At 67.9% G+C, this 18,728-nt stretch carries 19 protein-coding genes; 11 read left to right on the forward strand and 8 right to left on the reverse strand.

All coding sequences use genetic code 11. The annotated features are described in order from the left end of the window. Positions 1 to 48 precede the first annotated feature (48 nt). The gene (locus V3B30_RS21350; RefSeq protein ID WP_262083682.1) at positions 49 to 954 is read left to right on the forward strand and encodes a LysR family transcriptional regulator; all 906 of its coding nucleotides are present in this window, start codon (positions 49 to 51) and stop codon (positions 952 to 954) included. Here the strand turns inward: V3B30_RS21350 and V3B30_RS21355 are convergent. After that, positions 936 to 1,970, reverse strand: coding sequence for a hypothetical protein (locus tag V3B30_RS21355; RefSeq protein ID WP_262083683.1), 1,035 nt, complete (start codon positions 1,968 to 1,970; stop codon positions 936 to 938). The genes V3B30_RS21350 and V3B30_RS21355 overlap by 19 nt on opposite strands. A 185-nt stretch (positions 1,971 to 2,155) precedes the next feature. Here V3B30_RS21355 and frmR point away from each other — a divergent pair, with 185 nt between their 5' ends. From frmR to V3B30_RS21375, 4 genes are all read left to right on the forward strand, one after another. Further along, positions 2,156 to 2,431, forward strand: a complete 276-nt coding sequence (gene frmR / locus V3B30_RS21360; protein WP_005411009.1) for a formaldehyde-responsive transcriptional repressor FrmR — start codon at positions 2,156 to 2,158, stop codon at positions 2,429 to 2,431. Between the two features lie 59 nt (positions 2,432 to 2,490). Further along, positions 2,491 to 3,600: an S-(hydroxymethyl)glutathione dehydrogenase/class III alcohol dehydrogenase gene (locus V3B30_RS21365; protein ID WP_262083684.1), complete on the forward strand. Its 1,110-nt coding sequence runs from the start codon at positions 2,491 to 2,493 to the stop codon at positions 3,598 to 3,600. Between the two features lie 50 nt (positions 3,601 to 3,650). Then, positions 3,651 to 4,481 (forward strand): S-formylglutathione hydrolase, encoded by an 831-nt coding sequence (gene fghA / locus V3B30_RS21370; RefSeq protein ID WP_100473895.1) that lies wholly within the window; start codon positions 3,651 to 3,653, stop codon positions 4,479 to 4,481. Between the two features lie 140 nt (positions 4,482 to 4,621). Continuing rightward, complete coding sequence (locus V3B30_RS21375; protein WP_262083685.1) at positions 4,622 to 6,067, forward strand: GGDEF domain-containing protein; 1,446 nt, start codon at positions 4,622 to 4,624, stop codon at positions 6,065 to 6,067. A gap of 29 nt (positions 6,068 to 6,096) precedes the next feature. Here the strand turns inward: V3B30_RS21375 and V3B30_RS21380 are convergent, their stop codons facing one another. Beyond that, positions 6,097 to 6,567, reverse strand: coding sequence for a hypothetical protein (locus V3B30_RS21380; RefSeq protein WP_262083686.1), 471 nt, complete (start codon positions 6,565 to 6,567; stop codon positions 6,097 to 6,099). Positions 6,568 to 6,572: 5 nt separating this feature from the next. After that, positions 6,573 to 7,019 carry a universal stress protein gene (locus tag V3B30_RS21385; protein ID WP_012512077.1) on the reverse strand — a complete coding sequence of 149 codons (447 nt, stop codon included), beginning with the start codon at positions 7,017 to 7,019 and terminating at the stop codon, positions 6,573 to 6,575. Positions 7,020 to 7,160: 141 nt separating this feature from the next. On the opposite strand from V3B30_RS21385, the gene V3B30_RS21390 reads away from it, so the two are divergent. From V3B30_RS21390 to V3B30_RS21405, 4 genes are all read left to right on the forward strand, one after another. Beyond that, on the forward strand, positions 7,161 to 8,078 hold the full coding sequence (locus V3B30_RS21390) for a LysR family transcriptional regulator (RefSeq protein ID WP_100473891.1): 918 nt from the start codon (positions 7,161 to 7,163) through the stop codon (positions 8,076 to 8,078). Between the two features lie 152 nt (positions 8,079 to 8,230). After that, a complete protein-coding gene (locus V3B30_RS21395; protein ID WP_262083687.1) occupies positions 8,231 to 9,760 on the forward strand; it encodes an MFS transporter in 1,530 nt (509 codons plus the stop codon). 21 nt (positions 9,761 to 9,781) lie between these two features. Continuing rightward, positions 9,782 to 10,864 carry an HlyD family secretion protein gene (locus V3B30_RS21400; protein WP_100473889.1) on the forward strand — a complete coding sequence of 361 codons (1,083 nt, stop codon included), beginning with the start codon at positions 9,782 to 9,784 and terminating at the stop codon, positions 10,862 to 10,864. After that, positions 10,861 to 12,273, forward strand: coding sequence for an efflux transporter outer membrane subunit (locus V3B30_RS21405; RefSeq protein WP_262083688.1), 1,413 nt, complete (start codon positions 10,861 to 10,863; stop codon positions 12,271 to 12,273). The genes V3B30_RS21400 and V3B30_RS21405 overlap by 4 nt, the downstream gene beginning before the upstream one ends. 89 nt (positions 12,274 to 12,362) lie before the next feature. Here the strand turns inward: V3B30_RS21405 and V3B30_RS21410 are convergent, their stop codons facing one another. The 5 genes from V3B30_RS21410 to V3B30_RS21430 form a co-directional block, all read right to left on the reverse strand. Further along, entirely contained in the window at positions 12,363 to 12,701 is a 339-nt protein-coding gene (locus V3B30_RS21410) for a hypothetical protein (protein WP_040007100.1), read from the reverse strand. 77 nt (positions 12,702 to 12,778) lie between these two features. Next, positions 12,779 to 13,720 (reverse strand): DegV family protein, encoded by a 942-nt coding sequence (locus V3B30_RS21415; RefSeq protein WP_262083689.1) that lies wholly within the window; start codon positions 13,718 to 13,720, stop codon positions 12,779 to 12,781. Positions 13,721 to 13,815: 95 nt separating this feature from the next. Continuing rightward, positions 13,816 to 14,448: a 2-hydroxychromene-2-carboxylate isomerase gene (locus V3B30_RS21420; protein WP_262083690.1), complete on the reverse strand. Its 633-nt coding sequence runs from the start codon at positions 14,446 to 14,448 to the stop codon at positions 13,816 to 13,818. Positions 14,449 to 14,468: 20 nt separating this feature from the next. Beyond that, positions 14,469 to 15,731, reverse strand: coding sequence for an amidohydrolase family protein (locus V3B30_RS21425; RefSeq protein ID WP_262083691.1), 1,263 nt, complete (start codon positions 15,729 to 15,731; stop codon positions 14,469 to 14,471). Beyond that, the gene (locus tag V3B30_RS21430) at positions 15,731 to 17,140 is read right to left on the reverse strand and encodes an amidohydrolase (protein WP_262083692.1); all 1,410 of its coding nucleotides are present in this window, start codon (positions 17,138 to 17,140) and stop codon (positions 15,731 to 15,733) included. The genes V3B30_RS21425 and V3B30_RS21430 overlap by 1 nt, the downstream gene beginning before the upstream one ends. Positions 17,141 to 17,298: 158 nt before the next feature. On the opposite strand from V3B30_RS21430, the gene V3B30_RS21435 reads away from it, so the two are divergent. Together V3B30_RS21435 and V3B30_RS21440 are read left to right on the forward strand one after the other, a co-directional pair. Beyond that, entirely contained in the window at positions 17,299 to 18,075 is a 777-nt protein-coding gene (locus V3B30_RS21435; protein ID WP_005414446.1) for an AMP nucleosidase, read from the forward strand. 41 nt (positions 18,076 to 18,116) lie between these two features. Next, positions 18,117 to 18,656, forward strand: coding sequence for a DUF924 family protein (locus V3B30_RS21440; protein ID WP_100473883.1), 540 nt, complete (start codon positions 18,117 to 18,119; stop codon positions 18,654 to 18,656). Positions 18,657 to 18,728: the final 72 nt, after the last annotated feature.

An 18,728-nucleotide genomic window follows, 5' to 3' on the forward strand; every position in this document is an offset into this window, starting at 1 on the left:
TCGATCTCCCTTCGGACGGGACTATTTGTCCCCAATGTGGGGTGAGAGATGCTGCCGCTGGAATCGTTGAATGGCCTGGTCACGTTCGTCACCACGGCCCGCTCGGGCAGCTTCACCGAGGCTGCCGACGCGCTGGGCATCTCGCGCTCGGCGGTGGGCAAGGCCATCGCCCGGCTGGAAGCGCGGCTGGGCGTGCGCCTGTTCCACCGCACCACGCGGCGCATCGCGCTGACCACCGACGGCGAGGCGTACTACGCATCGTGTGCGGCGGCGCTGGAAGAGATCTCCGCCGCCGAGGCCTGCCTGGGTTCGGCCGGCCTGCCCAGCGGACGGCTGCGCATCGACATGCCGTCCTCGTTCGGGCGCCTGGTGGTGCTGCCGGTGCTGTTGCGCCTGTGCCGGCACTACCCGGACCTGCAGCTGACGATGACCTTCACCGATCACTTCGTCGATCCGGTCGAAGAGGGCATCGACCTGCTGATCCGTTTCGGCGGGCTGCACCAGGCCGAGCACCTGGTCGCGCGTCGGCTGGGCCGCCAACGCCTGGTCACCTGCGCATCGCCGGAGTACCTGCAGGCGCATGGCGTGCCGGCTACCGTGGAAGAACTGGCGCAGCACCGCAGCATCGTTGGCTTCCGCCACGGGCAGCCGGTGTGGTGGCGGATTGGCAGTGACGATGCCGAGGGAACGTTCGTCCCGAACGCGGCCTACCAGCTCAACGACGGCGACGCGGTGATCGAAGCGGCCATCGCCGGGCTGGGCATCTGCCAGATGCCCATTTCACTGGTGCGCCGTCATCTGGAATCCGGCGTGCTGCACTCGGTGCTGGACGCACACATGCAGCGGCACATCGACATCCATGCGCTGTGGCCACCGACCCGCCACCTGCGGCCGAAGGTGCGCTATGTGGTGGACGAGCTGGCGCGGCTGGCGGCTCAGGGCGTGTTTGACTGAGCCGGGGCCACCACGTCGGGCGCCCCATCGAGCGAGCTGCGTGGCGGGAACGCCATCATCCCCGCCAACTGGCAGTAAGCGGCAGCATCGAGGAAGGTTGTGGGCACATGGTCCTCAAGCTGGCGGGTTTTGCGCAGTCCTTCGATCGGTTCGAGGATGGCCGGAAATTCCTTGCCCTGCTCGTCCAGGACGCGGTCCAACCGGTCTTTCAGGGGGCTCTTGTAGAAGAAGTCCGGCAACACGATGCACATCTGGGTGCCGGGCCGCGAGGCGATCTCGCGCATCGCCGCTTCGAACGCGTCGGCATGCTCGGCATCGTCGGTGCGCAGCTGCAGGTCCTCCGCCTCGCCGACCGGGCGGTAGTACACGCTGCCAGGGCGGAACAGGAAGGTATACAGATGCGTTCCTTCCACCTTGTACGTCTTCGGTGAGCGTTGCCGCTGCAACTCGGTGGGGAGTGGCACTGAGCGTCCGTCGGCCAGCAGCAGCCTGGCGTTCATGCCGCAGCTGCTGCCGTCGGTACCGAACGATACTTCGTAATCCAGGCCGGGTTCCGGCGTCAGCAGAAGGGAGGGTGGCAGCGCAAAGCGCAGGTCGCTAACCTTTTCGCCCGCGGGAACGCAGCGGCGATTGCCCTCGAAGTTGGCCATCACATTGACCAGCTGGCCCGGCACCAGTGCGAATTCGCGATAGAAGGGCTTGCGGATACCGCCCAGCGTACCGGTGGCGAATGACTCGGGCATGCCGATCGAGGTGCTCTCATTGCCGGTGGCCAGCGAGGCGAGCGTACTGAACACGCCCTTGGATGCCTTGCTCTCCACCCTGACCACTTCGGCTTCGGCGCCGCTGCGCGTGTGGTTCTTGCGCATTGCCAGATACTGGCCATTGGCGCTGAACAGGCGGATGCGCGCCGGTTGCTGCAGATCGACCTGGGCGGCTGCGGTGGAGGGGGCCTGCTCGGCCAGTGCAGGAAATGCCAGGGCCATGGCCAGGCAGGCGGGCAGCAGGGGACGCATGATCAGCAGAACTCCGTGTCATAGCCGGCGAGTCATTCGCCATCAGGCACGGAGTAGCGGCCGCGTGGTGGTGTTCTTTAGCTCGGGTTTGCAGGCGGATCGCGATGGCGGCAGGGAGCGGTCGGTGGCACTGGCTGGGTCACTATGTATACTATCCCCCAGTATAGTTCTGAGGTGGCCCCGCCATGCCGCACTCCCCCGAAGAGAAGAAGAAAGTCCTGGCCCGCGTGCGCCGCATCCGCGGCCAGTGCGATGCGTTGGACCGCGCGCTGGAAGCCGGAGCCGACTGCGGGCCGGTGCTGCAGCAGATCGCCGCCATCCGTGGCGCGGTCAACGGCCTGATGTCCGAGGTGATGGAGGCCCATCTGCGCGAGGAGTTCGGCCAGCCTGCGGCCTCTGACGAACAACGCGCCGAACGCGTGCGCGACATGAGCGCGTTGATCCGCTCGTACCTGAAATAAACGACGGCGCAACATGGCGCCGCCCATCCTGTCATTGCCTGTCTCTGGAGAAACCACCCATGAAGTCCCGTGCCGCCGTCGCCTTTGGTCCCGGCCAGCCGCTGCAGATCGTCGAGATCGACGTCGCCCCGCCGAAGGCGGGCGAAGTGCTGGTCAAGATCACCCACACCGGTGTCTGCCACACCGATGCGTTCACCCTGTCCGGCGATGATCCGGAAGGCCTGTTCCCGGTGGTGCTGGGCCATGAAGGCGCCGGCATCGTGGTGGAGGTGGGCGAGGGCGTGACCAGCGTCAAGCCGGGCGACCACGTGATTCCGCTGTACACCGCCGAGTGCGGCGAGTGCCTGTTCTGCAAGAGCGGCAAGACCAACCTGTGCGTGTCGGTGCGCGCCACCCAGGGCAAGGGCGTGATGCCCGACGGCACCAGCCGCTTCAGCTACAACGGCGAGCCGCTGTACCACTACATGGGCTGCTCGACCTTCAGCGAGTACACCGTGGTGGCCGAGGTGTCGCTGGCGAAGATCAATCCGGAAGCCAACCCGGAGCACGTCTGCCTGCTCGGCTGCGGCGTCACCACCGGCATCGGCGCGGTGCACAACACCGCCAAGGTGCAGGAAGGCGACAGCGTGGCGGTGTTCGGCCTCGGTGGCATCGGCCTGGCGGTGATCCAGGGCGCGCGCCAGGCCAAGGCCGGCCGCATCATCGCGGTTGACACCAATCCGTCCAAGTTCGAGCTGGCGCGCGCATTCGGCGCCACCGACTGCATCAACCCGAAGGACTACGACACGCCCATCCAGCAGGTCATCGTCGAGATGACCACCTGGGGCGTGGACCACAGTTTCGAGTGCATCGGCAACGTCAACGTGATGCGTGCGGCGCTGGAATGCGCGCACCGTGGCTGGGGCCAGAGCGTGGTGATCGGCGTGGCGGGTGCCGGCCAGGAAATCTCCACCCGCCCGTTCCAGCTGGTGACCGGCCGCAAGTGGATGGGCACCGCCTTCGGTGGCGTGAAGGGCCGCAGCCAGCTGCCGGGCATGGTGGAAGACGCGATGAAGGGCGATATCGAACTGGCGCCGTTCGTCACCCACACCATGGACCTGGACAAGATCAACGAAGCCTTCGACCTGATGCATGAAGGCAAGTCGATCCGTTCGGTGGTCCACTACTGAGCAACGCCGGGTGGCAGGCCGCCGTGCCTGCCACTCTTCCGGAGGAACCCATGGAACGCATTGAGCATCGCGCCTGTTTCGGCGGCTGGCAGGACGTCTACCGCCATCATTCGGCCACGCTGGGCTGCGACATGCAGTTCGCCGTGTACCTGCCGCCGCAGGCGGAAACACAGAAACTGCCGGTGCTGTACTGGCTGAGCGGCCTGACCTGCACCGAGCAGAATTTCATCACCAAGTCCGGCGCGCAGCGTTACGCAGCCGAGCACGGGGTGATCATCGTCGCGCCGGACACCAGCCCGCGGGGCGATGACGTGGCCGATGCCGAAGGCTACGACCTGGGCAAGGGGGCTGGCTTCTACCTCAATGCCACCCGCGCTCCGTGGGCAAAGCACTACCGCATGCACGACTACGTGGCGCAGGAGTTGCCGGCGCTGATCGAGGCGAACTTCGCGGTGACCGATGGGCGCGCGATCAGTGGCCATTCGATGGGCGGCCATGGCGCGCTGGTGATCGCCCTGCGCAACCCGGGGCGCTACCGCAGCGTGTCGGCGTTCTCGCCGATCGTCGCGCCCAGCCATGTGCCGTGGGGGCAGAAGGCGTTCCATGCCTACCTGGGGGACAACCCGGCCGACTGGGCGCAGTGGGATGCCTGCGAGCTGATCGCCGTGGCCGGCGAGCGCCTGCCGCTGCTGGTCGACCAGGGCGAGGCGGATGAGTTCCTGCAGAGCCAGCTGCAGCCGCAGCGCCTGCGGGAAGCCTGCAATGCCGCAGGCCATCCGCTGACCCTGCGCCTGCAGCCGGGTTACGACCACAGCTACTACTTCATTGGCAGCTTCATCGGCGAGCATATCGCCCACCACGCCCAGGCCCTGCAGGGCTGAACGCAGTCCGGTAGTGCCGGCCACCGGCCGGCACCCTCCGGCGCCGGTGTGTCCAATCGGGTTTTCTGCGGTGGATCACGCCCTTGTGGCGCGCTGCCGCGCTATCGTGCGCGCATACGGCCTTGCGGATCGGGGGAAGCATGCCGGTAGTGCTGGCGCTGCTGTACGTGGTGTGCCATGGCCTGGTCGTCACCGTGTGGCCTGGGGTGACCGGCGCGGGTTCCTTCGTGTTCCTGGCCGGGGCGCCGCTGCTGGCTGCGGCCGCCTGCCTGTGGCGGGCGCGTCGTGACCGTGCCGCGCTGGGCTGGCGTGCCACCGCACTGGCGCTGCTGCTGTGGGCGGGCGGCATGGTCATGAACATGATCGACGCGCTGGGAGCAGGGCGCGCGGATGCGACGCCGCAGGCCAGCCTGTTCCTGTACGTGCTGTACGGCGTCCCGCTGGTGTTCATCCTGGCCCGCGCGCGCCGCGAGCGGATGAGCATCAGCCTGATCGATGCCGCGATGGCGGCGCTGCTGGGCGTGCTGTTCTTCGTGCATGCGCAATCGTTCGCCGCCCGTATCGACGTCGATGATTCGGCGATGGCCAGCATGCAACGCTTGTTCGACATCCAGAACCTGTGCATCGCCGGGTTCGCGATGGTGCGATGGCTGGCCGTTGACGTGCCCGAGCGGCGCAGTTTCTTCCGCGCGTTGGCGCTCTACGCGCTGGCTTACCTGGTGGTGGCCTACTACATCAACCACTTCACCTCGGAGGATTCCTTCGGTGCCTACAACGATCTGCTGATCGATCTGCCGTTCCTGCTGCTGGCGCTGCTGGCACTGAGCCATACGCCGCTGCCGGCCTCCATGCCGCATCCACGGCTGGCGCGCACAGTGCAGGCGGCCGGGCCGATGATCCTGCCGTTGCTGCTGCTGGTGGTGGGCACCCTGGTGGTCGACCACGCACGGCCTCTGGCGGTCACCGGTTTCGTGGTGGCGACGCTGGGCTTCGGCCTGCGCAGCATCCTGCTGCAGATGGACCTGATGGAACGGCAGGCGTCGCTGGATCAGCTGGCGCGCCAGGATGGCCTGACCGGCGTGGCCAATCGTCGCCAGTTCGACGCACTGCTGCAGGCGGAGTGGAACCGGGCGCGCCGCAGCGGCAGCGAACTGGCCCTGCTGCTGGTCGACATCGATCACTTCAAGGCGTTCAACGACCAGCACGGGCACCCGGCCGGGGACCGTTGCCTGCAGGCGGTGGCTGCGGTGCTGAAGGTCATTGCCGGTCGCGGCGGCGACAGTGTTGCGCGTTACGGCGGCGAAGAATTCGCGGTGATCGTGCCGGCAAGCCCGCTGTCGGGCGTGCTGGCACTGGCCGAACGCCTGCGCGAGGCAGTGGAAGTGCTGCCGCTGCCGGAGGGGCGGGTGAGCATCAGCGTTGGCGTGGGCTACCTGCATCCGCCTGCGCTGGCCAGTGCGGACCAGCTGCTGGCCGATGCCGACGCCGGCCTTTACGCCGCCAAGCGCGCCGGCCGCAACCGGGTGGTACTGCATGCGCAGGTGCTTGACGACGAAGGCAGCGCACACGGAACGATCGACTGCTGAATGCCCTGCGGCCGCGTCCGCGCGTGGGTTCAGCGCTGACGCAGCCAGCCGGCCGGGTCCAGCAATCTCAGCCCGACCGGTGACAGCGAGCGCTGTCGCAACGTCAGGTTCGCCGCGTGGACAGCACGTGCGCAGCGCGCCAACTGCTGGCGCAACGTTGCCAGCGCGTCGTCCTCGCGGGGGCGTGCATGCCGCCACTGGGCAATGCGCAGCAGACAGACCAGCAGGTCCAGTTCGCTGGCGGCAATGAAGGGAGAGCCGGCGGGTAGCAGGTCGATCGGGGCGGCGGGCGCGGCCAGCAATGGCAGCAGGGCGACGAACGCATCGCGGCCCTCGCGGTCCAGACCAAGGTGGCTCAAGCCGGCCAGCCCTTCGGGCTGCAGCATAGGGTCACCCAGCTGGCGTATCGCCACCAGTAGCGCCTGCTCGCCACGGCCGAACTGGCGGCCGAAGGCACGGTAGCTGACCCGGGTGGGAAACAACGGGGAACGGGAAGCCATGGTTGCTAGGGCTGCGGGTCGCGGGTTTCCACCAGCACGGGACAGGGCGCGTGGTCGATGGTCCATTGCCCGATCGAGGGTTCGAACAGGCGTTCCAGGCGGGACAGATGGCGGTGGCCGATCACGATCAGGTCGCACTTCAGGCGCCGGGCCTGCTCGCTGATCACTTCGCCCGGATCGCCGGAGGGAATCTGCGCGATGGCGTCGACGCCGCGCTCGCGCAGCTCGGCCAGGGCTTCGGCCAGCACCGCCTCGGCCCGCGAGCGCTGGCGCGCGGCTTCCGGGTACTCGATGCGGTCGGCTTCGCTGGCATCGGCGGCCAGCGCGAATTCGGGGTCGAGCACGCACAGCAGGTGCAGGCGGCTGCGCGGGCCGGCGATGGCCGCGGCCAGGTCCAGCACGCGTGCGTGCTGGGGGCCGCCGTCCAGGGCGACCAGCAGGGTAGTGAACATGGATGTCTCCTTGGCAGGCCGGGGATGGTCGCCGATGTCTCCGCGCGCACCCATGCCGTGCGCGGCAGTCAATGAATGCGTATAACGCAATCCACTGAGGTTACACGTGTCGTAGAGTCATCTGATTTACGGGAGACTGTCATGCCCCTGCCGGACCTGAACCTGTTGCTGGCACTGGACGTGTTGATCGACGAATGCAGCGTGGCCGCCGCCGCGCGGCGGATGAACCTGAGCGCCCCGGCGATGAGCCGTACCCTCGGCCGGATCCGAACCGCCCTGGGTGACCCGGTGCTGGTGCGAGCCGGTCGCGGGTTGGCGCCCACGCCGCGCGCCCTGCAGCTGCGCGAGCAGGTCCGCGACGTCATCGAACAGGCCCACCGTGTTTTCCATGCGGGCCGCGAGATCGACGTGGGTACCCTTGAGCGCACCTTCAACGTGCGTGCCAACGATGTCTTCATCGGTGGCTTTGGCGGTCGCCTGCGCGAGATATTCCGGCAGCAGGCGCCGCGCGCGGTACTGCGCTTCGTGCCTGAAGGCGATACCGATGATGATGCGATGGCGCAGGGCCGGATCGATCTGTACATCAGCACCGCCGGCAAGCACGCGCCCGACACCAAGGTGCAGAACCTGTTCAGTACCTCGTTCATGGGTGCTGCCCGCGAGGACCATCCGTTGTTCGATGGCGAGATCAGTGCCGAACGCTTTGCCGCCTGCGATCACATCGCGGTGTCGCGCCGTGGCCTGCCACGCGGACCGATCGATGACGACCTGGCCGCGCTCGGCCTGCAGCGACGGGTGGCACTGATCAGCCCGACCTTCCACGGTGCGATTTTCGCGGCGGCCGAATCGGACCTGATCCTGCCGCAGATGCCGAGCGTGATGCTGGAGCGCATCATCAGCATGCGCCTGCCGTTGCGCCTGTTCCCGCTGCCGATTCCGGTGCGCACGGCGGCCATCGTGCAGGCCTGGCACCCGCGCCTGGACAACGACGCTGCCCACCAGTGGCTGCGCCGCTCGATCAAGACCATGTGCGAAAGCGTCGAGGACATCCGTCGCTGAGGTTACGGGCGTGCGCCCGACGCACGCCTGCGATGCCGGTGACGCCATTTTTTGCACGTTACCGGCTCCCTAGACTGCGCTCCCCGGAGTTTCACTGAGCGCATTCCAATGACCCCCAACATGCCGTGCCCTGCACGGATTGGTGCCCGGCGATGAGTACGCCGGCCGCCGCTGTCCCGGCCGCTGCAGCGCCCCGTCCTGCCGCCGCCCCCGGGCTCGACCGCCGCGTCCTGGTCGGCCTGTGCGGCGTGCTGCTGGCGGTGCTGGTGTCGGGCTTCAACGAGAACATCACCAAGGTCGCCCTGGCCGACATCCGCGGTGCGATGGGTTTCAGCGTCGATGACGGCAGCTGGATCGTCGCCCTCTATAGCGCCATGTCGGTCAGCGCGATGGCCTTCGCACCGTGGTGTGCCGCCACTTTCTCGCTGCGCCGCTTCGCGCTGGCGATGATCGGTGGCTTCATGGTGCTGGGCGTGCTGTGCCCGCTTGCCCCGAACCTGCAGGTGTTCCTGCTGCTGCGCGCGCTGCAGGGCCTGTGCGGTGGCGCGCTGCCGCCGCTGCTGATGAGCGTGGCGCTGCGCTTCCTGCCGCCGGGCATCAAGCTGTACGGCCTGGCCGGCTACGCGCTGACGGCGACGTTCGGCCCGAGCATGGGCACGCCGCTGGCCGCGTTCTGGGTCGAGCAGGTGGGCTGGCATTGGGCGTTCTGGCAGATCGTGCCGTACTGCCTGGCGGCCATGGCGATGGTCAGCCGGGGCCTGCCGCAGGATCCGCTGCGGCTGGAACGCTTCGCCCAGTTCGATACGGCCGGCTTGCTGCTGGGCCTGCCGGCGCTGGTGCTGCTGGTGCTGGGCCTGGTGCAGGGCCCGCGCCTGAACTGGTTCGACTCGCCGATGATCACGCTGATGATCGGTGGCGGTGCCGGCCTGATGGTGCTGTTCATGATCAATGAATGGTTCCACCCGCTGCCATTCTTCAAGCTGCAGTTGCTGGCCAACCGCAACCTCAGCTACTCGCTGGTGACGTTGGGCGGCGTGTTGTTCGTGCTGCTGGCAGTGATCTCGATCCCGTCCGGTTTCCTGGCCAGCGTGCAGGGCTACCGGCCGCTGCAGACCGCACCGATGCTGCTGTGGGTGGCGTTGCCACAGGTGATCGCGCTGCCGCTGGTGGCGGCGCTGCTGAACATCCGCGCGGTGGACTGCCGCTGGGTGCAGGCCACGGGCCTGGCGATGTTGGCCCTGGCCTGCTGGCTGGGTTCGCACCTGGATGTGGCCTGGATCCGCGACAACTTCCTGTGGGTGCAGCTGCTGCAGGTGTTCGCCCAGCCGATGGCGGTGCTGCCGTTGCTGATGCTGGCCACCGGCGGCCTGGCGCCGCAGGACGGCCCGTTTGCCTCGGCGTGGTTCAACACGGTCAAGGGCTTCGCTGCAGTGCTCGCCAGTGGCGTGCTGGATGCCGTCGCGCAGGGCCGCCGTCATTTCCATTCCACCGTGCTGGTCGACCGCCTTGGCGAGCAACCGTGGCTGGCCGAGGGCCCGCAGCTGGGCGCGCGCCTGCATGCACAGGTACAGGCGCTGACCTCGGCCGACCTGTACTGGGTGGTCGCGCTGGTGGCACTGGCCTTCATTCCCCTCATTGCCTGGATGCCCACCCGCATCCATCCGCCACGTGCCGTGGCCTGAACCTTTCGCAGGAACCCCCTCATGACGATCAATCGAACCACTCTCAATACCGGCCTGGGCCTGGGCGTTCTGGCGCTGGCCATCGGCGCCTGGCTGCTGCTGCGCGACGGCGGCCACCAGACCACAAACAATGCCTATGTCGTGGCCGACTACACGCTGGTGGCGCCGAAGATTCCGGGCTTCGTCAGTGCCGTGGACGTAGAGGACAACCAGCCGGTGAAGGCCGGCGACGTGCTCGCCCGCATCGACGATCGCGACTACCAGGTGGCCTTGCAGGCAGCCCGTGCCGACCTCGCCAACGCCCGTGCACAGCTGGCCAACGCACAGGCCGCACTGGCCCAGCAGGACTCGCTGATCGAACAGGCCAGGGCCAGCGTCGATGTCAGCCGTTCCGAACTGACCCTGGCCAGCGCCGACCAGCAGCGTTACCGCGAACTGGCCCGCGACGGCGCCGGTACCGTACAGAACGCGCAGCAGGCGCAATCGAAGCAGGCCGTGGCCAGTGCCCACCTGCAGCAGGGCCAGGCTGCGCTGTCGACCGCGCGCCAGCGCACCGGCATCCTCAGCGCTGGCGTGCAGGCCGCGCAGGCGGCGGTACAGCGTGCCGAGGCGGCGCAGGCACGCGCCGAACTGGATCTGTCGCACACCGTGCTGCGTGCACCGATCGATGGCATGGTTGGTCGTCGCGCAGTGCGCGTGGGTGCCTACCTGACCCCGGGGACGCCGGTGGCTGCGGTGGTGCCGCTGAAGCGCGCCTTTGTGGTCGCCAACTTCCAGGAAACGCAGATGACCCGCATGCAGGCCGGCCAGCAGGTCGAGCTGAAGGTGGACGTGTTCCCGGGCAAGCCGCTGCGCGGGCACATCGACAGCATCGCACCGGCCACCGGCGTCACCTTCGCCGCCGTCGCACCGGAAAACGCCACCGGCAACTTCACCAAGGTGGTGCAGCGCATTCCGGTGAAGATCGTGCTGGAACCGGGCCAGCCACTGCTGGACCAGCTGCGTGCCGGCATGTCGGTGGAAGCCCGCGTTGACCTGGGCAGCCGCGCGCGCGCGCAGAGCGTGCAGCACCGTCCGGGGCACAAGAGCGGGGAGGGTGCATGAGCGCCGTCACCGTGTTCCGCACCGTCGTTGCGGCCAGCCTGTGTACGGCCCTGGCTGCCTGCACGATGGGTCCGGACTTCGTACGCCCGCAGGCAGAACTGCCCAGCCACTGGCAGGGTGAGGTTGTTGCCGGCAACGCCATCGACCAGGACGCGGCCTGGTGGGCCGGCTTCGACGATCCACTGCTGGAGCAGCTTGCCGGCCAGGTGCTGGCAGCCAACCTGGACCTGCAGCTGGCGGCCAACCGCGTGCAGCAGAGCCGCGCCGCGCGTGGCATCAGCGCCGCCGACCGGCTGCCCAGCGTCAGCGCAACCGCCAGTGGCATGCGCGCTCGCAACAGCGAAGTGGGCTTGAACGATCCGTCCGGCAACGGCGGCCGCGACGACTACGGGCTGTTCCAGGCCGGTATCGGCCTGAGCTGGGAGCTGGACCTGTGGGGTCGCGTGCGTCGCCAGGTGGAAGCCGCGGACGCACGCGTACAGATGGCCGAGGAAGATGCACATGCGGTGCGCATCGCGCTGCTGGCGGAAACCGCGCGTGATTACCTGCAGCTGCGTGCGACGCGGCAACTGCTGGCGATCACCGAGGACAACCTCAGCATCGCCCACGACATCAAACGGCTGACCGAGGCGCGACAGCGCCAGGGCGTGGCCAGCATGCTGCAGGTGTCCAGTGCGGCCGCGCAGGTGGCATCGCTGCAGGCGCGCATCGCGCCGCTGCAACATCGCGAATCGCAGCTGCGCAATGCGCTGGCGTTCCTGCTGGCGCAGCCGCCGCAGGCGCTGGACGCGCCGCTGCAGGATGCACGCCGTGACTGGCCGGCGTTGCCGGCCGTGGCGGTGGGGTTGCCCAGTGAGCTGGCCGAGCGTCGCCCGGACATCCGTCGTGCCGAAGCGGCACTGCATGCGGCAACGGCCGGCATCGGCGTGGCCAAGGCCAGTTTCCTGCCGCGCATCACCTTGAATGGCGATGCCGGCTTCCAGGCCAGACAGCTGGATGATCTGGACGGTTGGAACGCGCACCGTTTCAACATCGGGCCGTCGATCAGCGTGCCGATCTTCCAGGGCGGGCGGCTGAAGGCCAACCTGGCGCTGAGCCGGCTGCAGCAGCAACAGGCGGCGCTGCAGTTCCGCCGCACCGTGCTGCAGGCCTGGCATGAAGTGGACGACGCCATCGATGGCTATGCAGCGGAGCAGCAGCGCACCGTGCAGCTGCATGTGGCGGTGGACGAGAGCGAGACCGCACTGGGTGCGGCGCGCCGGCAGTACCAGGCCGGTGTGGTCGACATGCTGGATGTGCTGAGCACCCAGCGCATCGCGCTGGACAACCAGGCCGCGCTGGCCAACAGCCAGGCCACGGCGGCGATTGCACGGGTGGAGCTGTACCGCGCGTTGGGTGGCGGCTGGTAGGGAATCGTCGGGGGAGTGCCGGCCGCTGGCCGGCACCTTCATGGCTGTTCCGGTTGCCGGCCAGCGGCCGGCACTGCCAGGGCCTGGCCTCAACGCACGTCGCGCAGTTCCCAGTGATGGCCAGCCAGCAGGCGCAGGCGCTGCTTGAACACGTCACTGTCGATGCGGGTGGTGGCGACCAGGTTGATGCGCAGGTCTTTCTGCTCGCCGGTCACGGTGGCATCCGGATCGGTCACGCCCCATTGCGGTTCCACCGCATCCGGGTCGGGCTGCTTGGCCTTCCAGCGCTCGAACAGCGTGCCGTTGCGCAGGGCGTCCTGCAGCTCTTCGGCGAAACCGGCGGCGCCCTGTGAATGGAAAGACAGGTCGGGGTCATTGCCGCGGGCCTTGGACGGGTCGGGCAGGCTGATGTGGTACTGCGCAGGCATGGAGTTCTCCTTGAAGTGCGGCAAGGCTGGCACAACCGCGGTGGAATCGATGTGCAGATTCCGGCCGCGGCCAGCGCTCATTCGAACCGATGCGGCCCATCGGCAAAGCCCACGGTGACTGCGCCCTTGCCGACGTTGACCATGCCGGTCAGGCTCATCACCGATTCGTACACGGTCACGCCGTGGCCGGCACAGACCTCCTTCATCTGTGCATAGCCGGGCAGGGTGCGCAGCTCGTCCAGTTCGCCGCCGTAGCTGACGCACACCGTTGGCGTCATCAGCCCGACACGCACGCGCTGGCCGACCACCGCGAACAGCTTCTGCACGGCACTGTCGAAACCCTTGATCTTGGCCACCGGCCCGGTCTCGCCACGGTAGCCGTGCAGCACCGGCTTGATGTCCAGTGCGCTGCCCAGCGCGGCGCTGAGCAGGCCGACACTGCGGTCACCCTTGTGCCGTGCACGTGCGCGCATGTAGTACAGGTCGCGGGTGACCATGTAGCCGTGCACGTTGCCGGCCAGTTCTTCCAGCCGTTCGCGGATCTGCTGCACGCTGGCGCCACTGCCACGCAGGCGTACCGCCTCCACCGCGGTCACCGCCTGCGCGGCGAACAGGTTCTGGGTATCGAGCACGCGCAGCGCGAACGGTGAGTTGTAGCCCGCCGCCTGCCGCACCGGCTTGTAATCATTGAGGATGGCGAAGCTGGCCTGCAGCGCGTTGTCGTGGATCGGGCTGCGGGTCTTGGTGATGGTCATGCAGAACACGTGGTCGTAATCGATCACCAGCTGCTGCAGGAACAGGTCGCGGATCTGGTTGACGCTGAAGGGGATGGTCTCCGCTTCAGCACCATGTTCGGCCACATGCGCGTGCAGGAAGCTCAGGGTGGCCTGCTCATCGCGATGATCGGCCAGCACGGCTTCGCCGATCCGTACAGTGATCGGCAGCAGCACGATGTTGTGCTCGGCAATGAAGTCCTGCGGCAGGTCGCAGGCCGAGTCGACGACGATTCCGATGCGCATCCGCGGCTCCCCCTCCAGGGCGGTTGTAGGTTCGGAAACGTGAAATCTATCTCAAAACATGGCGGGGCGCGCGAGGGAAACGCGCCACGCCCTGTTCAGCGACTGCGCTGCACCGCCACCGGCAGGCTGGTCAGGCGCTGCCACTCGGGTTGCTGCAGCAGGCCAGGGTCGGCCAGCACCGCCGCCATCAGCGGGTGGGCGTCGTTGCCCCAGAACAGTTCGCCATCGATGGCCAGGGTCGGCACGCCGAACACGCCGGCGGCAATGGCGGCCTCGGTGTTGCGCCGCAGCTGCTCCTTGACCGCCGGGGCGGCGATGGCGCTGGCGACATCCTCGATCCCCAGCCGTGCAGCCGGTTCGCGCAGGGCCTCGGCGCTGTCGGCGGCATTGCCGTCGCGCCAGATCCAGTCGAACAGCACGTCCACTGCCTGCACGCTGCCACCCGCCGCCAGGCACAGGCGCAGCGCCGACAACGGATTGAACGGGTGACCCGGCGGAAACCGCAGTGGTGTGCCTTCGGCCTGCGCGGTCCACAGCAGCTGGCGGTAGATGAAGCGGCGCTTGGCCGGAATCTCGGCCGGCCCGAGGTTGCCCAGGTGGTGCAGGACCGCGCCGAAGGCGATCGGCACGGTCTGGATCTGGGCGAACCGGGGCAGCTGCTTCAGCTTCTGCCAATGCAGGTAGGAATAGGGCGAGACGAAGTCGAAGTACCAGCGCAGCGTGGCCATTGGCGGCTCCTTGCAGGCAGTCAGGGGTGCGCGTTGCGCGGCAGGTAGCGGTCGCGCAGTTCGGTCTGGCGCGAGCGCATCGGCATTGCACGACCGCCCAGCCAGACCTGCTCGGCATAGTGCGCCACGTCCAGTGGGTCGCCCTCCCACAGCACCAGATCGGCGCGCTTGCCCGGTTCGATGCTGCCGATCTGGTCGCCCACGCCAAAGGCCTGTGCAGGCACCCGGGTCAACCCGGCCAGGCCGTCGGCCCAGGGCAGGCCGTTGGCCACGGCATTGCCCGCCAGCTGGCGCATCTTGCGTGCGTTGTGGGAGGCGTCGCCCCGTTGCACGAACGAGACGGCTACGCCGGAACGTTGCAGGCGTGCCGCATTTTCCAGAGTGGCCCCGATCTGGTCGAAGCTGGCCGGCAGGTTGGACAGCACGTCGACGAACACCGGCACCTGCGCGGCCGCCAGCTCCGGCGCCAGCTGCCAGGCTTCGCTGCCACCGGCAATGGCGATCTTCACCTTCTCGCGGGCGGCCCAGCGCAGCAGTTGGCGGATGTCGGCGGCACGGTCCGCTTCCACCACGATGCGGCCCTGGCCGGCCAGGTAGCGGCTGAGCGTGCGGCGCCCGGCAGGCGTCAGCAGCGCGTGCGGCGAGTCCGCGGCCACCTGTCCGCGTGCTTCGTCGATCATCTGCTGCAGCAGCATCCATTGCGCGGCGCGCGAATGCCCGGTCAGTTCGGAGGCCGCTGCGCCGATGCGCAGGAACAGGGCGCGCGGGCCGATCGGGTCGGCGCTGCCGTCCAGCCGCATCACGCCGCCCTGGCCTGCCACGAAGCCGCCGCCGGTGGCCGCGCCCAGTGCAGTGAAGCCGATGCCTTCCAGTCGCGTTACCGGGATCAGTACCGAGGCCGGGTTGTAGGCCAGGGTGACATCGAATTCCGGGCGCAGCGGCTGCTCGCCGATCTTCAACGTGCTGTCGACCGTGCTCGCTTCGCCGGAAACCTCTTCGATGCCGATCTCGGTGATACCCCCGAACAGCGCTGGGGTCAGCGGCCGGCCGTTGGCCTCGACCACGGTGGCGCCGGCCGGCGCGGCCAGACCGTTGCCCACCGCACGGATGATGCCCCCCTGCACCAGTACGTCCGCATTCTGCAGGCTGCCGCGCGTGCTGGCGGTATGCACCGTCGCGTTGCGCACCAGCAGGTCCTGTGCCTGTGCGGATGCGGAGATGCAGGCCAGCACCATGACGATCGGGCCGAGCCATGCCCGGCGACGCTTGTTCAACGCGCCCATCAGTGCACCTCCTGGCCGAGCTGGAAATCGGAACGCGGCGTTGCTGCCGGCGCACTGCGGTCGTACAGGCGTCGTCCATCGACGAAGACCTGTTCGGCCAGCGCATACGAACTGAAGGGGTTGCCATTCCACACCACCACGTCGGCCATCTTGCCCGCCTCCAGGGTGCCGGTCTGGCCTTCAATGCCCAGCGCCTTGGCGGCGTTGGCGGTCATCCAGGTGATGGCGTGTTCGGGCGTGATCTCCGGCATGCGTGCGCGGCGTGCGGCGGCCATCACCTTGGCCGCTTCCTGGTTCAGGCGCTGGATGCCTTCGGGCGAGTCGGAGTGGACGATGGCGCAGCTGTTCTTCGGGCGGTCGACCAGCGCGATGTTCTCGGGAATGCCATCGAAGGCTTCCATCTTGAAGCCCCACCAGTCGGCCCACAGCGCACCGCAGACGCCATCGGCGGCCAGCCGGTCGGCCAGCTTGTAGGCTTCCACGCCGTGGTGGAAGGCGGCCACCTTGAAGCCGAATTCCTTGGCCAGATCGAGCATGGTGGCCATCTCGTCGGCGCGGTAGCAGTGGATGTGCACGCGGATGTCGCCTTCGATCGCGCCAGCCAGCGTGTCCAGCTTGAGATCGCGCTTGCCGCCGGCGTCACCGGCGCTGTCGCCCTTGTCGCTGCCGAACCAGCCCCTGCGCTTGGCCGGCTTGGGTTTGCTTTTGGCGATGTAGTCGGCGGCATCGATGAAGGCGGCGCGGTAGCCGGCGACATTGCCCATCCGCGTGGCCGGGGCCACGCCCTTGCCTTCGCCGTAGACCCGTTTCGGGTTCTCGCCGCAGGCCATCTTCAGCCCCCACGGTGCGCCGGGAAACTTCATCGCCTGGTAGGTGATGGCCGGTACGTTCTTCAGGGTCACGCCACGGCCACCGACCAGGTTGGCCGAGCCGGGCAGCACCTGCATGCTGGTCACGCCGCCGGCCAGTGCGGTGGCGAAGCCTGGGTCCTGCGGCCATACAGAGTGCTCGGCCCAGACGTTGGCGGTGACCGGCGCGGTCATTTCGTTGCCGTCACTGTGCGCGCCGACACCGGGGCTGGGGTACACGCCCAGGTGCGAATGCACGTCGATCAGGCCCGGGGTGACCCACTTGCCCTGCGCGTCGATGCGGGTGACGCCGGCATCGGCCTGCAGCTGGCGACCGACCGCGACGATGCGGCCCTCGCGCAGCAGCACGTCGGCATTGTCCAGGCGCTGGCCGGTACCGGTCAGCACGGTGGCGTTCTGGATCAGCACCGGCGCATCGGGATGGGCCTGGTAGGTGCTGGGGTAGGGATCGGCGACGAAGCGCGAGGCGCCCACCGCTGGCGCCGTGCTCAATGAAAGCAGCGCCAGTGCCACCCCGGCGCGCAACAACGTCGATGCCATGCAGTTCCCCTCGCAGCGTAGTCCAGCCGCCGACGCTAGCCGGACGGCGGCGTGCTTGCCAAGTGACCTTCTTCACACGCGTGCCGGCAATGCCTCGACGGGGCCGCCCGGCTGGCTGAAAATAGCCGGTTCCCACGCCGTACACCGGACCACCGCCCATGAAGAGCAAGCAGGAAATCGTCGACAACTGGCTACCGCGCTACACCGGCGTGCCCCTGGACCAGTTCGGCCAGCACATCCTGCTGACCAACTTCGGCGGCTACCTGCACACCTTTTCCGAGCTGACCGGTGCCCCCGTCATCGGCCTGGACCGGCCGATGGCCAGTGCCACCATCGACGGCATCACCATGATCAACTTCGGCATGGGCAGCCCCAATGCCGCGATCATCATGGACCTGCTGTCGGCGGTGATGCCCAAGGCGGTGCTGTTCCTGGGCAAGTGCGGCGGCCTCAAGCGCAAGAACCAGCTGGGCGACCTGGTGCTGCCGATCGCGGCGATCCGTGGCGAGGGCACCTCGGGTGACTACCTGCCGCCGGAGGTGCCGGCGCTGCCGGCGTTCGCGCTGCAGCGTGCGGTCTCGACCATGATCCGCGACCTCGGCCACGACTACTGGACCGGCACCGTCTACACCACCAACCGCCGGGTCTGGGAGCACGACGAGGCGTTCAAGGAGCGGCTGCGGGCGATGCGCTGCATGGCCATCGACATGGAAACCGCTACCGTGTTCGCTGCTGGCTTCGCCAACCACATTCCCAGCGGTGCGCTGCTGCTGGTATCGGACCAGCCGATGATCCCCGACGGGGTCAAGACCGAGGCCTCCGATGCCAAGGTCAGCTCCCAGTTCGTGGAAAACCATATCCAGATCGGTATCGAGGCGCTTAAGCTTATCCGGCGCAACGGCAAGTCGGTCCGCCACCTGCGCTTCGACGAATGATGATGATGGCCTGGCGGCGCGCCGGCCCTGGGGAGTAGGTGATGGACGTTGCCGCGCAAGTGGTGGATTTCTGGAAAGAGGCGGGCCCTGCGAAGTGGTTCGCCCGCGACGATGCGTTCGACGCGCAGTTCCGCCAGTTGTTCCTGGATGAGCACTACGCGGCGGCTTCACGCGCGCGCGAACACTGGCTGGGCAGTGCCGATGGCGCACTGGCGCTGATGCTGCTGCTGGACCAGTTCCCGCGCAACTGCTTCCGCGGCACCGCCCATTCCTACGCCACCGATGGCCTGGCCCGCCATTACGCCATGCGCGCGATCGAGGAAGGCCTGGACCTGCAGCTGGTGCCCAAGCTGCGCGCCTTCATCTACCTGCCGTTCGAGCATTCCGAGGATCCGCTGGACCAGGACCGCTCGGTGGCGATGTTCGACGTGCTGGGTGACAAGGAATACCTGCAGTACGCCGAACTGCACCGCGACATCATCCGCCGCTTCGGTCGCTTCCCGCACCGCAACGCCGTGCTGGGCCGCATTCCCTCGCCGGAAGAACTGGACTACCTGGCCGAAGGCGGTTTCGCCGGCTAAGAAAAAGGGGACGGAGGGGATTAAGTCGTTATTGCCACAAACGACTTAATCCCCTCCGTCCCCTTTTTCAGT

It is taken from the genome of Stenotrophomonas sp. SMYL41 (assembly GCF_036319965.1).
Taxonomy (GTDB): domain Bacteria; phylum Pseudomonadota; class Gammaproteobacteria; order Xanthomonadales; family Xanthomonadaceae; genus Stenotrophomonas; species Stenotrophomonas maltophilia_R.

Bases quoted from the DNA above. Each gene is read 5' to 3' on its own strand.
- V3B30_RS21385 (WP_012512077.1), bottom strand. From the start codon at position 7,019: ATGTTCACTACCCTGCTGGTCGCCCTGGACGGCGGCCCCCAGCACGCA.
- V3B30_RS21425 (WP_262083691.1), bottom strand. From the start codon at position 15,731: ATGGGCGCGTTGAACAAGCGTCGCCGGGCATGGCTCGGCCCGATCGTC.
- V3B30_RS21410 (WP_040007100.1), bottom strand. From the start codon at position 12,701: ATGCCTGCGCAGTACCACATCAGCCTGCCCGACCCGTCCAAGGCCCGC.
- V3B30_RS21420 (WP_262083690.1), bottom strand. From the start codon at position 14,448: ATGGCCACGCTGCGCTGGTACTTCGACTTCGTCTCGCCCTATTCCTAC.
- V3B30_RS21405 (WP_262083688.1), top strand. From the start codon at position 10,861: ATGAGCGCCGTCACCGTGTTCCGCACCGTCGTTGCGGCCAGCCTGTGT.
- V3B30_RS21395 (WP_262083687.1), top strand. From the start codon at position 8,231: ATGAGTACGCCGGCCGCCGCTGTCCCGGCCGCTGCAGCGCCCCGTCCT.
- V3B30_RS21400 (WP_100473889.1), top strand. From the start codon at position 9,782: ATGACGATCAATCGAACCACTCTCAATACCGGCCTGGGCCTGGGCGTT.
- V3B30_RS21430 (WP_262083692.1), bottom strand. From the start codon at position 17,140: ATGGCATCGACGTTGTTGCGCGCCGGGGTGGCACTGGCGCTGCTTTCA.
- V3B30_RS21355 (WP_262083683.1), bottom strand. From the start codon at position 1,970: ATGCGTCCCCTGCTGCCCGCCTGCCTGGCCATGGCCCTGGCATTTCCT.
- V3B30_RS21415 (WP_262083689.1), bottom strand. From the start codon at position 13,720: ATGCGCATCGGAATCGTCGTCGACTCGGCCTGCGACCTGCCGCAGGAC.
- V3B30_RS21435 (WP_005414446.1), top strand. From the start codon at position 17,299: ATGAAGAGCAAGCAGGAAATCGTCGACAACTGGCTACCGCGCTACACC.
- V3B30_RS21365 (WP_262083684.1), top strand. From the start codon at position 2,491: ATGAAGTCCCGTGCCGCCGTCGCCTTTGGTCCCGGCCAGCCGCTGCAG.
- V3B30_RS21375 (WP_262083685.1), top strand. From the start codon at position 4,622: ATGCCGGTAGTGCTGGCGCTGCTGTACGTGGTGTGCCATGGCCTGGTC.
- V3B30_RS21390 (WP_100473891.1), top strand. From the start codon at position 7,161: ATGCCCCTGCCGGACCTGAACCTGTTGCTGGCACTGGACGTGTTGATC.
- V3B30_RS21380 (WP_262083686.1), bottom strand. From the start codon at position 6,567: ATGGCTTCCCGTTCCCCGTTGTTTCCCACCCGGGTCAGCTACCGTGCC.
- V3B30_RS21350 (WP_262083682.1), top strand. From the start codon at position 49: ATGCTGCCGCTGGAATCGTTGAATGGCCTGGTCACGTTCGTCACCACG.
- V3B30_RS21440 (WP_100473883.1), top strand. From the start codon at position 18,117: ATGGACGTTGCCGCGCAAGTGGTGGATTTCTGGAAAGAGGCGGGCCCT.
- frmR (WP_005411009.1), top strand. From the start codon at position 2,156: ATGCCGCACTCCCCCGAAGAGAAGAAGAAAGTCCTGGCCCGCGTGCGC.
- fghA (WP_100473895.1), top strand. From the start codon at position 3,651: ATGGAACGCATTGAGCATCGCGCCTGTTTCGGCGGCTGGCAGGACGTC.